This window comes from Parapedobacter sp. ISTM3, from assembly GCF_016533505.1.
In the GTDB taxonomy this organism is placed as follows: Bacteria; Bacteroidota; Bacteroidia; order Sphingobacteriales; family Sphingobacteriaceae; genus Parapedobacter; species Parapedobacter luteus.
The window spans coordinates 454,178-467,407 of record NZ_JAENGN010000002.1; the positions used below are offsets into that span (position 1 = coordinate 454,178).

Annotated in this window: 14 protein-coding genes; 13 read left to right on the forward strand and 1 reads right to left on the reverse strand. The window is 49.6% G+C overall.

Annotation, left to right across the window (positions count from 1 at the left end; all coding sequences use genetic code 11):
• Positions 1-256: 256 nt before the first annotated feature.
• The 5 genes from ribD to JHJ32_RS04700 all read left to right on the forward strand — a co-directional run bounded on the left by ribD (position 257) and on the right by JHJ32_RS04700 (position 4,563).
• The gene (ribD, locus tag JHJ32_RS04680; RefSeq protein ID WP_079718342.1) at positions 257-1,315 is read left to right on the forward strand and encodes a bifunctional diaminohydroxyphosphoribosylaminopyrimidine deaminase/5-amino-6-(5-phosphoribosylamino)uracil reductase RibD; all 1,059 of its coding nucleotides are present in this window, start codon (positions 257-259) and stop codon (positions 1,313-1,315) included.
• Positions 1,315-2,193, forward strand: coding sequence for an ABC transporter permease (locus tag JHJ32_RS04685; RefSeq protein WP_200120141.1), 879 nt, complete (start codon positions 1,315-1,317; stop codon positions 2,191-2,193). Before ribD ends, JHJ32_RS04685 begins: the two co-directional genes overlap by 1 nt.
• 12 nt (positions 2,194-2,205) lie before the next feature.
• On the forward strand, positions 2,206-2,961 hold the full coding sequence (locus tag JHJ32_RS04690) for an ABC transporter ATP-binding protein (protein ID WP_079718340.1): 756 nt from the start codon (positions 2,206-2,208) through the stop codon (positions 2,959-2,961).
• Between the two features lie 92 nt (positions 2,962-3,053).
• Positions 3,054-4,370: a DUF2851 family protein gene (locus JHJ32_RS04695; protein ID WP_200120143.1), complete on the forward strand. Its 1,317-nt coding sequence runs from the start codon at positions 3,054-3,056 to the stop codon at positions 4,368-4,370.
• A complete protein-coding gene (locus JHJ32_RS04700) occupies positions 4,342-4,563 on the forward strand; it encodes a PspC domain-containing protein (RefSeq protein ID WP_079718338.1) in 222 nt (73 codons plus the stop codon). The genes JHJ32_RS04695 and JHJ32_RS04700 overlap by 29 nt, the downstream gene beginning before the upstream one ends.
• Here the strand turns inward: JHJ32_RS04700 and JHJ32_RS04705 are convergent.
• Positions 4,560-5,210, reverse strand: a complete 651-nt coding sequence (locus tag JHJ32_RS04705) for an ankyrin repeat domain-containing protein (RefSeq protein ID WP_200120145.1) — start codon at positions 5,208-5,210, stop codon at positions 4,560-4,562. The two genes, JHJ32_RS04700 and JHJ32_RS04705, sit on opposite strands and share 4 nt — an antisense overlap.
• Positions 5,211-5,781: 571 nt before the next feature.
• On the opposite strand from JHJ32_RS04705, the gene JHJ32_RS04710 reads away from it, so the two are divergent.
• The 8 genes from JHJ32_RS04710 (at position 5,782) to JHJ32_RS04745 (ending at position 13,224) form a co-directional block, all read left to right on the forward strand.
• A complete protein-coding gene (locus tag JHJ32_RS04710) occupies positions 5,782-6,852 on the forward strand; it encodes an NEW3 domain-containing protein (RefSeq protein WP_245827008.1) in 1,071 nt (356 codons plus the stop codon).
• A gap of 3 nt (positions 6,853-6,855) precedes the next feature.
• Positions 6,856-7,839, forward strand: coding sequence for an ABC transporter ATP-binding protein (locus tag JHJ32_RS04715; protein ID WP_079718335.1), 984 nt, complete (start codon positions 6,856-6,858; stop codon positions 7,837-7,839).
• Positions 7,823-8,887 (forward strand): ABC transporter permease, encoded by a 1,065-nt coding sequence (locus JHJ32_RS04720; RefSeq protein ID WP_233632475.1) that lies wholly within the window; start codon positions 7,823-7,825, stop codon positions 8,885-8,887. The genes JHJ32_RS04715 and JHJ32_RS04720 overlap by 17 nt, the downstream gene beginning before the upstream one ends.
• Before the next feature lie 82 nt (positions 8,888-8,969).
• Positions 8,970-9,530, forward strand: a complete 561-nt coding sequence (locus JHJ32_RS04725; protein ID WP_079718334.1) for a UbiX family flavin prenyltransferase — start codon at positions 8,970-8,972, stop codon at positions 9,528-9,530.
• 149 nt (positions 9,531-9,679) lie between these two features.
• Positions 9,680-10,951: a dihydroorotase gene (locus JHJ32_RS04730; RefSeq protein WP_079718333.1), complete on the forward strand. Its 1,272-nt coding sequence runs from the start codon at positions 9,680-9,682 to the stop codon at positions 10,949-10,951.
• Between the two features lie 2 nt (positions 10,952-10,953).
• Entirely contained in the window at positions 10,954-11,622 is a 669-nt protein-coding gene (locus JHJ32_RS04735) for a hypothetical protein (protein ID WP_200120147.1), read from the forward strand.
• A gap of 17 nt (positions 11,623-11,639) precedes the next feature.
• Complete coding sequence (locus JHJ32_RS04740; RefSeq protein ID WP_200120149.1) at positions 11,640-12,221, forward strand: DUF4199 domain-containing protein; 582 nt, start codon at positions 11,640-11,642, stop codon at positions 12,219-12,221.
• 52 nt (positions 12,222-12,273) lie between these two features.
• Positions 12,274-13,224, forward strand: a complete 951-nt coding sequence (locus tag JHJ32_RS04745) for a glycosyltransferase family 2 protein (protein WP_079718363.1) — start codon at positions 12,274-12,276, stop codon at positions 13,222-13,224.
• Positions 13,225-13,230: the final 6 nt, after the last annotated feature.

Here is a 13,230-nt window from a genome sequence, read left to right on the forward strand (position 1 = left end):
TACCCTTTCCATACCCTTTCCATACCGTTTCTATACCGATTCTATACCCTTTCTATACCGATTCTATACCCATTCCATACCGTTTCTTTACCCATTCTATACCCTTTCTATACCGTTTCTTTACCCCGGGGGTAGCGGGAGGGTAAAGAAAAGGTATGGAAGTAGCGAACGAGAACTATTCCGCAACGGCGCCATCGATACTCTGCCGCGACAGACCGCGTATCCGGAAACGGACAATTTTAATTAAGTTTGCACCATGCAGGAGCACGAACGTTACATGAGGCGTTGTTTGGAATTGGCTCAGTTGGGGATCGGATCGGTAAGTCCCAATCCCATGGTTGGAGCCCTGTTGGTCTCCCAAGGACGTATTATTGCCGAAAATTATCACCGGAGGTTTGGGGGGGCGCATGCCGAAGCGTTGGTCATTGAAGAAGTGCTAAGCCACTACGGCGACCAAGCAACGGAATTGCTGCACCAAGCGACGATGTATGTCAGCCTGGAACCCTGTGCGCACCACGGCAAAACCCCGCCCTGTGCGAGGCTGCTGGCCGAATACCGCGTGGGGCGGGTGGTAATTGCCTGCCGCGATCCGTTTGAGAAGGTCAATGGCGCGGGTATTCGTATCCTGAAAGATGCGGGCGTAGACGTAGTCGAAGGTGTGCTTGCTGAGGAGGCACTTTGGCTAAACCGGCGGTTTACCACCCGGGTAGTGCAGCAACGCCCTTACATCATACTGAAATGGGCACAAACCGCCGACGGGTATATGGCCCCCCCTGATGGCACGCAGCGATGGATTACAGGACCGGGGGCTAAGCAGCTTGTGCATCGCTGGCGGAGCGAGGAAGATGCGATATTGGTAGGCGCGAAGACAGCGCTGGTAGACAATCCGCAGCTGACCGTGCGCGAATGGCAGGGCAAAAACCCCAGGCGTGTGCTCATCGACAAGCACCTCGCCGTGCCGGAGGATGCAAAGGTATTTGATGGTAGGGCTGAAACCATTGTTTTTAACGCTGTAAAATCGGATTGGGCGGCAAATATCAAACATATCGAGCTGGAAGACTTTGATTGGTACTTGCCCCAGAAAATTGCCTATCAGCTGTACCTGATGGATGTTCAGTCGCTCATCGTGGAAGGCGGGCGGAAAACGCTCGATTTATTCATTCAGGCCGGACTGTGGGACGAGGCCCGTGTATTTACGTCACGGACGGCCTGGGGTTCGGGAATTGCCGCGCCGGTGTTGCATGCCGCGGGGGCGGGGCATCAAGTTATCGGCCCCGATAAACTGGACGTTTACTATCGCAATCTGCACCGCTGATGGACTTTTACCTTGCCGCAATTATCCAAGCCCTCTGTCTTGGTCCGCTGGTCATCGGATTGTTTCTTTCAATGAAGATATTCAATATACCCGATATTACGGCGGATGGAAGTTATACATTAGGCGCGGTCATTACGGCCGTGGGATTAGCCAATGGCTTTTCACCTCTGGTTACCTTGCTGTTGGCCATGTTAGGTGGCGCGGTGGCAGGAAGCTGGACGGCGTGGATCCATACCCGGCTGCGTATCCATGCGCTTTTGGCCGGTATATTGGTGATGACGGCGCTTTACTCGGTCAACCTGGTACTGCTGGGACGATCCAATAAGCCGTTGATCGGCTATCAGGATTTATTTGCAGCATTCAGGGTGTTTGCAGATGCAGACCATAATGCGCTTGCTGTCCTTTCGGTGGGGTCGGCCATCCTGTTTTTTTGTATGAGCTACCTGCTGCGCAGCGACTTTGGTATCGCTATGCGGGCAACCGGAGATAGCGAGCCGATGATTCGAGCGCAGGGTGTAAACCCGGCTCGGATGAAGGTATATGGTCTGGCAATTGCAAATGCGTTGATTGCATGGAGCGGTTCGCTGATGGCCCAGTTTCAGGGATTCACAGACATCAATATGGGGATTGGGATTGTCATCAGCGGATTGGGAGCTGTCATTATCGGCGATACACTGATGAATTTTTTGAAAATCAGGGCGATTCCGGCGATGCTGGGCTGTGTGCTCTTGGGTGTGATGATCTTCCAATCCATATTAGCCATTGCGCTAAGTGCAGGGGTAGACGCCAACCTGCTGAAGCTGACAACGGCATTGTTGGTGTTGCTTATCGTAGCACTGCCACGTGTAGGTAGTGTCATGCAGTTCGGTAGACGTTAAAACGGGGTAAATATGCTGCAGCTTCAACGTATCACAAAAGTGTTTAATCCGGGGAAAGCGACCGAAGTCATCGCGGTACAGGATACGACGCTTCGATTGGAAGCAGGAAGTTTTACGGTGCTTGTGGGGGCCAACGGATCAGGGAAAAGCACGTTACTCAACTTGATTGCAGGCAGTATATATGCGGATAGGGGCAAAGTATTGCTTAATGACCGGGAAATCCAGCGGCTGCCTGATTATCGGCGGAGCCAATGGATAGCACGTGTCTTTCAAAACCCGTTGACCGGTACGGCATCGTCATTGAGTATTCTCGACAATTTCCGGATGGCGGCATTGCGCCGGGTGCCCAAATGGCTGAAACTCGGGGCAGACGCTGCATTTAAGCGTTCCGTTGCCGAAAAAGTGGAGACACTGGGGATGGGATTAGAACACAAGCTTGCCCAACCTATGGGCACATTGAGTGGTGGGCAGCGACAGGCGCTTACCCTGCTGATGACAACGATGGCAGACGTGGATATCCTTTTGCTCGATGAGCCTACCGCCGCACTGGATCCCCGGTCAGCACGGGAAGTCATGGGAATCGCTGATCGCATTGTTCGCGAAAATAACCTCACGGCATTGCTTGTGACACATAATATTGCTGAGGCTCTACGTTACGGGACACGGCTTATCCAAATGGAAAATGGCAAGATTATCCGGGATTGTGATCAGCAGGCTAAGTTGGCACTTAAACAGACGGATGTCGTGTCTTGGTTTGATTACTATTGAACGGGCTGCTAAGCGCGCCTACCATGCGCTAAAAATTTGGGCTTTTCGCTGAAACTTTTATCTTTGGCATACATTACCTAAAGCCGAAAGGAATGACCTTGCCAGAAGACATATTACATTTCGTTTGGAGATATCGCCTTTACAGTACGCGGCATGTCCTTACGGTATCGGGAAAAACTGTTACGGTATTGGATGCTGGAATGTACAACCGGGATGCTGGTCCTGATTTTCTTGGCGCGCGCATACGAATTGGCGATACCGAGTGGGCGGGGAACGTGGAGATACACGTACGGGCTTCTGATTGGGATGTTCATCGCCACCAGTTTGACAGGGCGTATAACAATGTAATTTTGCATGTCGTCTATGAATATGACCGGCCTATAAAACGCGAGGATGGCATCCCTCCCGAAACCCTCGAACTGGGGCCGTTGGTGCCGGAAAATATTCTGGGCCGATACCGGGAGCTGATGGCCGGTAGGCATTGGATACCTTGTGAGCGGCGCATTCATGCCGTACCGTCATTCCAGTTGTCCCAATGGCTGTCCCGGCTGGTAATCGAACGTCTGGAACGGCGGGTTTCTGCCGTCTTTGATCTACTCACCCAACAAAAAGGAGACTGGGAAGAGACCTGCTACATCTGGATGGCGCGGAGCTTCGGATTCAAGGTGAATGCGCAAGCTTTCGAACAGCTTGCCCGTAGCTTGCCGCGCGGCATAGTCGCTAAACACAAGGATCATCCGGCCGCGGTGGAAGCGTTGTTCTTCGGTCAGGCCGGTATGCTTGAACGTGTTAATTTCAGCGACGATTATCCGCGGATGCTGCAGCAAGAATATGGCTACCTGCGGAAGCTCCATGCATTAACGCCGGTCGATGCGACCGTATGGAAATTTATGCGTATCCGCCCCGCGAATTTTCCCACCATGCGTATCGCGCAGTTTGCCGCACTTTGCCAATATGCCGTACATTTATTTTCTGCCATTATTGACAACAAAGAAGTAGCGGTGTTGAAAGCATGGTTTGATAAGCTGCCCGTGCACCCTTATTGGCAGCGCCATTACCGGTTTGATACGCCGGCGCCCGCACACAGCAACCAATTGGGGGCGCAGGCTATCGATGTGTTGCTAATTAATGCGATAACTGGTATTTTATTTGCTTATGGTAAATATATTGGTAAAGAAGCGTATCTTTACCGGGCTATTGTCCTGTTGGAGCACCTGAAAGCCGAGGATAATGCTGTTATCAGGCGTTTTTCGGCGCTGGGCGTGCATGCGGAACAAGCCGCTGATTCGCAGGCTTTGTTACAAATGAAAGCATATTATTGCGATAGGAAAAAATGCTTGGATTGCGGGGTAGGGTTACAATTGATTAAAACGATGCGTGATGGTAAAGCGGATTCTTCTCTTTTTTGAACAACGTTCATTTGGCGTATGCACCTATATCGGCGAACGTTTAGGTATTTCCATATCCAAGCTTCGCTTGTTTTTTATTTACACTTCCTTCCTGGCTGTAGGATTTCCGATCATCTTCTACTTTTTAGCCGGGATAGTGCTGGATTTCCGGAATTACATCAAACGTATGCGCCATCGGCTTTGGGACGTTTAGACTTTTAAAATATTAGCGATTTCGACATGCCCTTTCTCCGCCGCTAAGTCTGATGCGGTCTTGCCCATATCATTTTTGACCTCGATAAGTGCACCATTTTCCAACAACAGGATGATCAGATCGATGTTGCCGGTCTGGGAAGCCAAATGGAGCGGGCTGATCCGCGATGCCTGGAAAACGTTTACCTCGGCACCTGCTTCAATCAGCATTTTGGCAATGTTGTCAAACCCCGAACTGATGGCCGCATGGAGGGGATATACATTGTAACCGTTGTGGGATTGTATATTGGGATCGGCGCCTTTCGCCAGAAGATACCGTACGACATTTTCGTTTCCAAAGTGTGTGGCGAGTCCCAGCGGGGTGAAGCCATGATCCGAGACTTCATCCAATAAATGTGGGTTGTCATCAATCATCGCCTGTACCTGCTCCAAAAGATTGGCTGCCGCAGCTTCATGGATGGTCAATTCATCAATATGTTTCAATAGAACACTGACAATTTGAGGTTTGTTGTAATAACAGGCCAATAACAGCGGGGATATATCGTGACTGGTTTTTTGTTTGCCTAAGCTTGGGTCGCTACGTAGCAAATTGTCAATGGCTAGGCTATTGCCCGTTTCGATGTATTCTTCGAGTTGACTAAGGCTCATGTTTTCAGTTTGGATAAATCTACAATTAAAATTCAGGGACGAATTAACTAAAAAAATATTAAACCTGCACGAATCGTCGCCTATAAAAGGTGTCTAATCGCCGCTTCACCGCCATCAAAAACAAGGTATAGGACGTCTTGTAGTCATTTCTTGTAGTATTACATCTACAAAAACGTTTTTTAACACGTTATTTGTTTTGGATCCTCATTCTTAGCTGTACTTTTGTAATGCCCTCCCAAAGGGCATGTTTTTCATAGGTAGATGTAGGGTCGAATATTCTATTATTCGGCCCTTTTTTTTGTCTTCATGCGAGGCTTAAATCGGCAGCACGGTAATTTTGAATTTGAGCAAATGGATGTCTCTCATACACCCGCTGAAGCCAAATGTTAAAAAATGTAAAAAATATTTTTGATATTTTGGTGAATTTCTATTTTTGCGCGCGTACTGTTTATCATTCTAAATTAATAGTTAGTTTTTTATGTTAGCACGTGCCAATACTTTACCTAAAATCTTTCTTTTATTTTTCTGTTTTTGTGGAGTAATTCCGATTCAATTGGTTTGTAAAAAAGCTGTGGCACAAGGTGTTACGCTTTATACTCCCTACACGAAAATTTCCGTCCCGCCTGGCGAGTCCATTGATTATTCCGTCGACGTCATCAACAACGGCGGCAGCGTCAGAAGCGCTGAGATTGCTGTTGTTGGCCTTCCCGAAGGATGGTCTTATGAGCTCAAATCCGGTGGATGGTCGGTGGAACAGCTTGCCGTACTGCCTAAGGAAAAAAAGAACTTTTCATTCAAGGTACAGGTGCCATATAAAGTAGATAAGGGCACCTACCGTTTTCAAGTGGTTGCCAAAGGAATGAGCCAATTGCCGCTGACGGTGGTGGTGTCGGAGCAGGGTAGCTTTAAGTCAGAGTTTAATACCGACCAGGCCAATATGGAGGGAGCGGCAAACTCGACCTTCACATTCAACGCTACACTGCGGAACCCATCCAGTGAGGAGCAGGTCTATGGGCTGAGGGCCCAGGTCCCGCAGGGCTGGAATGCGCTTTTCCGGGCCAATGGCAAGCAGGTGTCATCGGTTAATGTGGGGCCGAATCAAACGCAGAATATCACCATCGAACTGGATCCACCCGATCACCTTGGCGCAGGAAAGTACAAAATTCCTGTCGTGGCTTCCGCAAGCGGAATGTCATCCAACCTGGAACTTGAGGTGGTAATTACCGGCTCGTATAGTTTGGAACTGACCACACCTTCCGGAAGGTTGAGCACGAACATCACCGCAGGCAGCAATAAAAAAGTGGAGATGCTGGTCAAAAATACGGGATCGGCACCGCTGAAAAACATCGAAATGAAAGCTTCTGCGCCAGTGGATTGGACCGTACAGTTTGAGCCCAGTAAAATTGATGTGATTGCACCGGGGCAACATGCACAGGTTTTTGCGACAATCAACGCCAGCAGAAAAGCTATCGCCGGTGATTACGTAGTCAATATGGAGGCTAAGACCCCCGAGAAGTCAGCCACGGCATCCTTCCGGATGGCGGTCCGCACGCCCTTGCTTTGGGGCTGGCTGGGCATATTGATTATCCTCGGCGCCGCGGGTGGCGTGTACTATTTGTTCCGCAAATACGGAAGGAGGTAAGCCGTGAGCGACACCATTATTGAGCTGAAGGGGCTAACCAAGAAGTATGGCGATTTTACGGCGGTAGATCGTCTCGACCTTTCCATTACGAAAGGTGAGGTATTTGGCTTGCTGGGGCCAAATGGCGCCGGTAAATCGACGACTATCCTCATGATGCTTGGGCTTACTGAGCCGACATCCGGCAAAGTAAGCGTATGCGGCATCGACTCCACCGTGAATCCAATCGAGGTGAAAAGGCGAGTGGGGTACTTGCCCGATGACGTCGGGTTTTATGAACAATTGAGCGGGCGCGACAACCTATTATATACCGCCAGGCTCAACCGGCTGTCCTGGCGGGAGGCGGAGAAACGGGTAGACAGGCTGCTTGATCGGGTAGGGCTTCGCGAAGCATCCGCGAAAAAAGCGGGCAAATATTCCCGTGGTATGCGTCAGCGTTTAGGGTTGGCCGATGTGCTGGTAAAAAATCCGGAGGTCATTATTCTCGACGAGCCAACACTGGGAATCGATCCGATAGGCGTACGTGAATTTCTTGATTTGATCGTTTCCCTCAGCCGCGAAGAACGGATTACGGTATTGCTTTCTTCACATCATCTGCATCAGGTGCAGCAGGTTTGTGATAGGGTAGGGATCTTCGTGGCTGGAAAATTACTTGCACAGGGGAATATTGCTGAGTTATCGAAGGCGTTATTTTCCGATAAGGAACCCTACAGCACCGAGGCCCGTATTGAGCGGACGGAAACAACCGACGGTAGGCCGCTGGCAGAGGGATTGAGGGCGCGGTTGCTTGGATTGCGGGGAGTGGTATCCGTACGAGTGGACGGCAATCGGTTTTACATTGGAAGTACCCAAGATGTGACCACCTTGGTTGCGCAGACAATTGTCGATTCTGGGTTTGGATTGAAGAGCCTCAACATGAAAGAATACGGGCTTGATGATATTTACACGAAATACTTTGAAGGAGGGGAGCTATATGGAAAAACTGCATAATGCCGTCAGGCAGTTGAAGACCAGGCCCTGGGCGGCGAAGTTGGCAGACTCGTCCAGCCGCTACCTGGAGCGGGTAAGGGAGAGGCGGATGAATGGCGTTACCCATCCTTTCTGGGTGATTGTCCAGAAAGAAGTGGCTGACCATGTACGCAGCTGGCGTTTCAACGTATTGCTTTTCTTAATATTGTTGACCTGTTTTGGTTCGCTCTATACGTCGATAACCAACCTGGTCGATGAAGCGGCAAAAGCTAATGATGCCGACGATCCTTACTTTTTCTTAAAGCTGTTTACGTTGTCAGACGGTTCGTTGCCGCCCTTTCATGTGTTCATCGGGTTTCTTGGCCCGCTATTGGGAATAGGCCTTGGTTTTGACGCAATTAATTCCGAACAGAATTCGGGCACGTTGAGCCGCATCATGGCCCAACCCATCCATCGCGATTACCTGATTAATGCCAAGTTTATGGCGGCATTTGTAGTCATTGGCGTCATGTTTTTCGCGTTGGGTTTTTTGGTGATGGGGTTTGGCATGGTCATCATTGGGATACCGCCCACTGCTGAGGAGTTTTTAAGGGTTGTGTTTTTTTTGCTGTTGAGTGTGTTGTATGTAGCCTTTTGGCTCAACCTGTCTGTCTTTTTGTCTATTCGGTTTCGGCAGGCTGCTACTTCGGCACTCACGGCCATAGCTATCTGGCTGTTCTTCACGGTGTTTTACCAGATCATCGTGAATCTCGTCGCCCGGGCGATGATGCCTTCGGAAATGGCGTCTCCGCAACAGCTGATAGGCCACCAGCAGTTTGTGCTTAATTTAATGCGTGTCGTCCCGAGCCAGCTGTATACGGATGCCACGACGACGTTGCTGAGTCCCTCGGTACGAAGCTTGGGTCCGCTGACGATGGAGCAGGCTTATGGGGCGATACCGAGCCCACTGCCCCTGGGGCAGAGCTTGCTGATTGTTTGGCCGCAGTTAACAGGATTGATTGCGGCAACGGTCATTTGCTTCGTCTTATCCTACGTTTCGTTTATGCGGAAGGAAATCCGATCGCGATGAGATTGCTTTAATCCGATTTTTCTTGAGCCCAAGTCATCACCTTGGGCTATTTTTTTATAGCTTTGGCCATTATTTTAAGCGGATGTCCAGAAAAATAATTGTTGCCGTCACCGGTGCAAGTGGTGCTATTTATGCCAAAGTATTGCTTGATAAGCTTTCGCGTCTCCAATCCCAGCTGGAAACTGTGGCCGTCGTCATGTCCGATAATGCAAAGGACGTCTGGAAATTCGAGTTGAACAATGAGGACTATGCCAAATATCCTTTTTCATTTTACCAAAAAAACGACTTTTATGCCCCGTTTGCATCGGGCTCAGCCAAGTTTGACACGATGATCGTATGCCCATGTTCTATGGGTACATTGGCCCGCATCGCTGGGGGTACTTCGTCTGACTTGACTACCCGTGCCGCGGACGTGATGCTGAAGGAGCGGCGCAGGCTCATCTTATTGCCAAGGGAAACGCCGCTAAGCTTGGTTCATTTGCGTAATATGGTCGCCGTTACCGAGGCAGGAGGCATCATTTGTCCGGCGAGTCCATCTTTTTACAGCCTTCCGGCAAATTTTGAGGAACTCGCTACGACGGTGGTGGATCGGGCACTGGGGTTGGCGGGGCTGGAAACTAACGGGTACGAATGGGGAAGTTGACTGCCGGGGAAAACGAATATTTCAAAATAAACCCTTGCCAATACGGTCAATTTTGTACTTTTGTTTTTTAATGAATGTGCTCGTTGCCATAATTCCTTTGAAAATCGCCTTTCTTGTCCTATTAACGCCTTATTCTTCTTTTTATATACATGGATAACTTACTTGTCAAATCGGCCAAAGTAGCCTTTCGCAACTCACCTTTTCATGGTAAAGAAGTGGATATCCTGGTAGAAAACGGGATAATCGTCAAGATAGCGCCTCATATCGGGGTTGAACATGACCAGCTGCTTGTTGTTGATGCAAGTGGGCAATACGTTGCCCCTGGCTTTTTTGATATGAATGCCAATTTTGGGGAGCCGGGGCTGGAAACCAAGGAAGATATCTTGTCGGGGTGTGCAGCGGCAGTTGCGGGAGGGTTCACGGGAGTGGCCGTTCATCCCAATACGCAACCTCCGGTACACAGCCGGTCGGAGGTAGCATTGATTGTAAACAGGGCAAAGACGTTGCCGGTTGATGTATTTCCGATAGGTGCCATCAGCAAAAAAAGGCAAGGGGAGGAACTGGCTGAATTGTACGACATGAAATTGGCGGGAGCCGTCGCCTTCGGCGATGGCGACAGACCGGTGCAGCAAGCAGGGCTGATGAGCAGGGCATTGTTGTATGCAAAGGGCTTTGACGGCGTGATAGTATCGTATCCCGAGGATGCTTCGGTAGCTGGTGGAGCGAAGATGAATGAAGGCGTTACCAGTACTTACCTTGGAATGAAAGGTAACCCCAATCTGGCGGAAGAACTGATGGTTGCCCGCGATTTGCATCTCGCTGAATACAATGAAGCGGCGATACACTTCACGACAATCAGTACCGCTGAGAGCGTCAACCTGATTCGTAACGCAAAGGCAAGCGGTATCCGGGTAACCTGTGATGTGGCGGCGCACCACCTGATCATGACGGACGAATTGGTCGTCGGTTTTGATAGCAACTACAAAGTAAACCCGCCGTTGCGGACGGATACCGATGTGATGGCGCTGCGCAAAGGGCTTGAAGATGGTACCATCGACGCCATTGTGTCGCAGCATACGCCTCATGAAGTCGAGTTCAAACAGGTCGAGTTTCAGGTTGCGGCAGAAGGAATCATTGGTCTACAAACCGTACTGCCACTCGCCTTGGAGGCCGGATTATCGGTTGATTTGATCGTAGACAAACTGGCTGTTGGCCCTCGGCGTATATTGGGATTGCCCATTCCGGAATTTCAAGAGCAGGCAATGGCAAACTTTATTTTGCTTGATACCGGAAGACGCTGGCGTTTTGACCAGCGTACCAACCGGTCTAAGTCAAGCAACAGCCCGTTGCTTGGAAAAGAATTAACGGGCCAGGTAACAATGGCGGTTAATAAGCGTCAAATGGTAAACACACAGCACTAACTATGGATCTTCACATACAACGGGCTCTTGAGGCAGCTCTACAATCTTATGGCGAAATAGCGGGCGTCGGCGTTGATGGCCTATCGGCTCAGCTCAGTGGCGTGTTTGAAGCAGACGTACCCTACCTGGAGAAGGTTGCGCTATTGGATGAGGCGTTTGACGACCACCCCAAATTAGAAGAACTGCGGGAGATCGCGTTCGATTTACTGTTGATGAATTTTTTCGCTGCGGATGTGGAAAAATTGGAGGGCGACTACCTGGAGTCGGACGAATGGGAAGCCATCGAAGACCAGACCATTGACCGGGGAACGGAAGTGTTGAATTTGCTGCTTTATTTGCGCGAATGTGCAGATGAAGCTATCGAACCGCAGCTGGAGGATTACCTCAAAGAATTTTTGTTGGTGGATGAGGATGAATTCCAGGATGAGCATCGGATTTACGAGCCAGTCATTGCCAACCAATTGCTCGTGGATAGTTCCTATGACGAAATCGCCGAGGTGGCTGCGAAAATCTCCCAGGACACGGAATTGGCTGAATTGTTCTATCCCATGATGGGATTCTTCTATGAGCAGCGCCCCACGGCACAGGACTGGGAGGAATATATTGCGGCGAGTATAAATCCTGCGTTTGACAAGGCCGTATATCATTTACTGGTAGCCTATAGTCGTTAATTCAAAAATAAAGAACCATGACAACAAATCTAAACACAGCTGAAAAAGTTAACCCCAGGAAAATTGCAGTTAACAACGCGCTGATATGGGCGGCGATCAACGTCATTATTTTCCTATTGGTGTATTACGCATCTCCGGCAACACTGGCCAGTCCCGTGTTTGGCTTTATTTCCATTGCAGTAGGAATCGGGTTGGCGGTCTATTTCACGCTGGATCTTCGGAAAAAAATCGGCGGTTATTGGTCGTTTCGGGAAGCGCTGGGGAATATCTTCCTGATGTTCTTTGTGCAGGTCGTGATCTATACGCTGTTTACGACAGCCTTTGCCAAATGGATAGAGCCGGATTATGCCAATATGATGCGGGAAGCATCGCTGAACGCTACCACGCGGATGGCGGAGGCCTTTAGCTCAGACCAGGAGGTTATCGATAAGATGATCGAGGAAGCTGAGAAAAGTATTGAAAAGCAGGTGAATCCCAGCTTGGTCGATCTCATTCAGGGCTTGGCCATCGCGGCCATTGTGTATTTTATCGGTGCACTGATTTTTGCGGCAATTTTCAAGCGGAATCCGCCCATATTTGCCCAGGTCGATGAAGAGTAGCCGATAATGTCATGCGATTTAGCTAAGTTTGCAACGTCGCATGACTATGGATATGGATATTTCTGTCGTTATTCCTTTATACAATGAAGCGGAGTCGCTGCCCGAGTTAACGGCTTGGATACAGCGTGTGATGGACGACCATCGGTTCAGCTATGAAATTATATTGATAGACGATGGCAGCATCGATGGCTCTTGGGAAGTTATTGAGGAGTTAAAAGCTGTCAATGCGAGAATTACCGGTGTCAAATTCAGGCGCAATTATGGCAAGTCGGCAGCACTCAATGTTGGATTTGCGGCGGCGCAGGGCAACGTCGTGATCACCATGGACGCCGACCTACAGGACAGTCCTGATGAAATCCCCGAATTATACCGAAGAGTTGCCATGGAGGGGTTTGATTTGGTATCAGGCTGGAAAAAGCAGCGCCATGATCCGCCAAGTAAAACCATTCCTACCAAACTGTTCAATTCAGTCACCCGGGGGATGTCAGGTATCCATAATCTCCATGATTTCAACTGCGGACTGAAAGCTTACAAGAAGGACGTGGTGAAGAATATCGAGGTGTATGGTGAGATGCACCGTTATATTCCCGTTATTGCCAAATGGGCGGGCTTCAAGCGTATTGATGAGCAGGTCGTGCAACATTACCCGCGGAAATACGGGAAGACGAAATTCGGACCGGGGCGATTTATCAAGGGGTTCCTGGACTTGCTGTCGATATTCTTCGTCGGCAAATTCGGAAAGCGGCCGATGCATTTTTTCGGTACAATGGGCGTGTTGAGTTTTCTGGCCGGCTTCATCATTGCCGTGTGGCTTATCGCTGAAAAACTGATCAGCATAGCCAATCAAAGTCCTTACCGGAACGTCACCGACCAACCTCTGTTTTTTTTGGCGTTGGTGGCTATCATTTTGGGAACACAGCTGTTTCTGACCGGATTTATTGCCGAACTGGTTTCCCGCAACAGCGCCGATCGCAACAATTACCAGATTGAGAAAGTGATTTGATGTTAG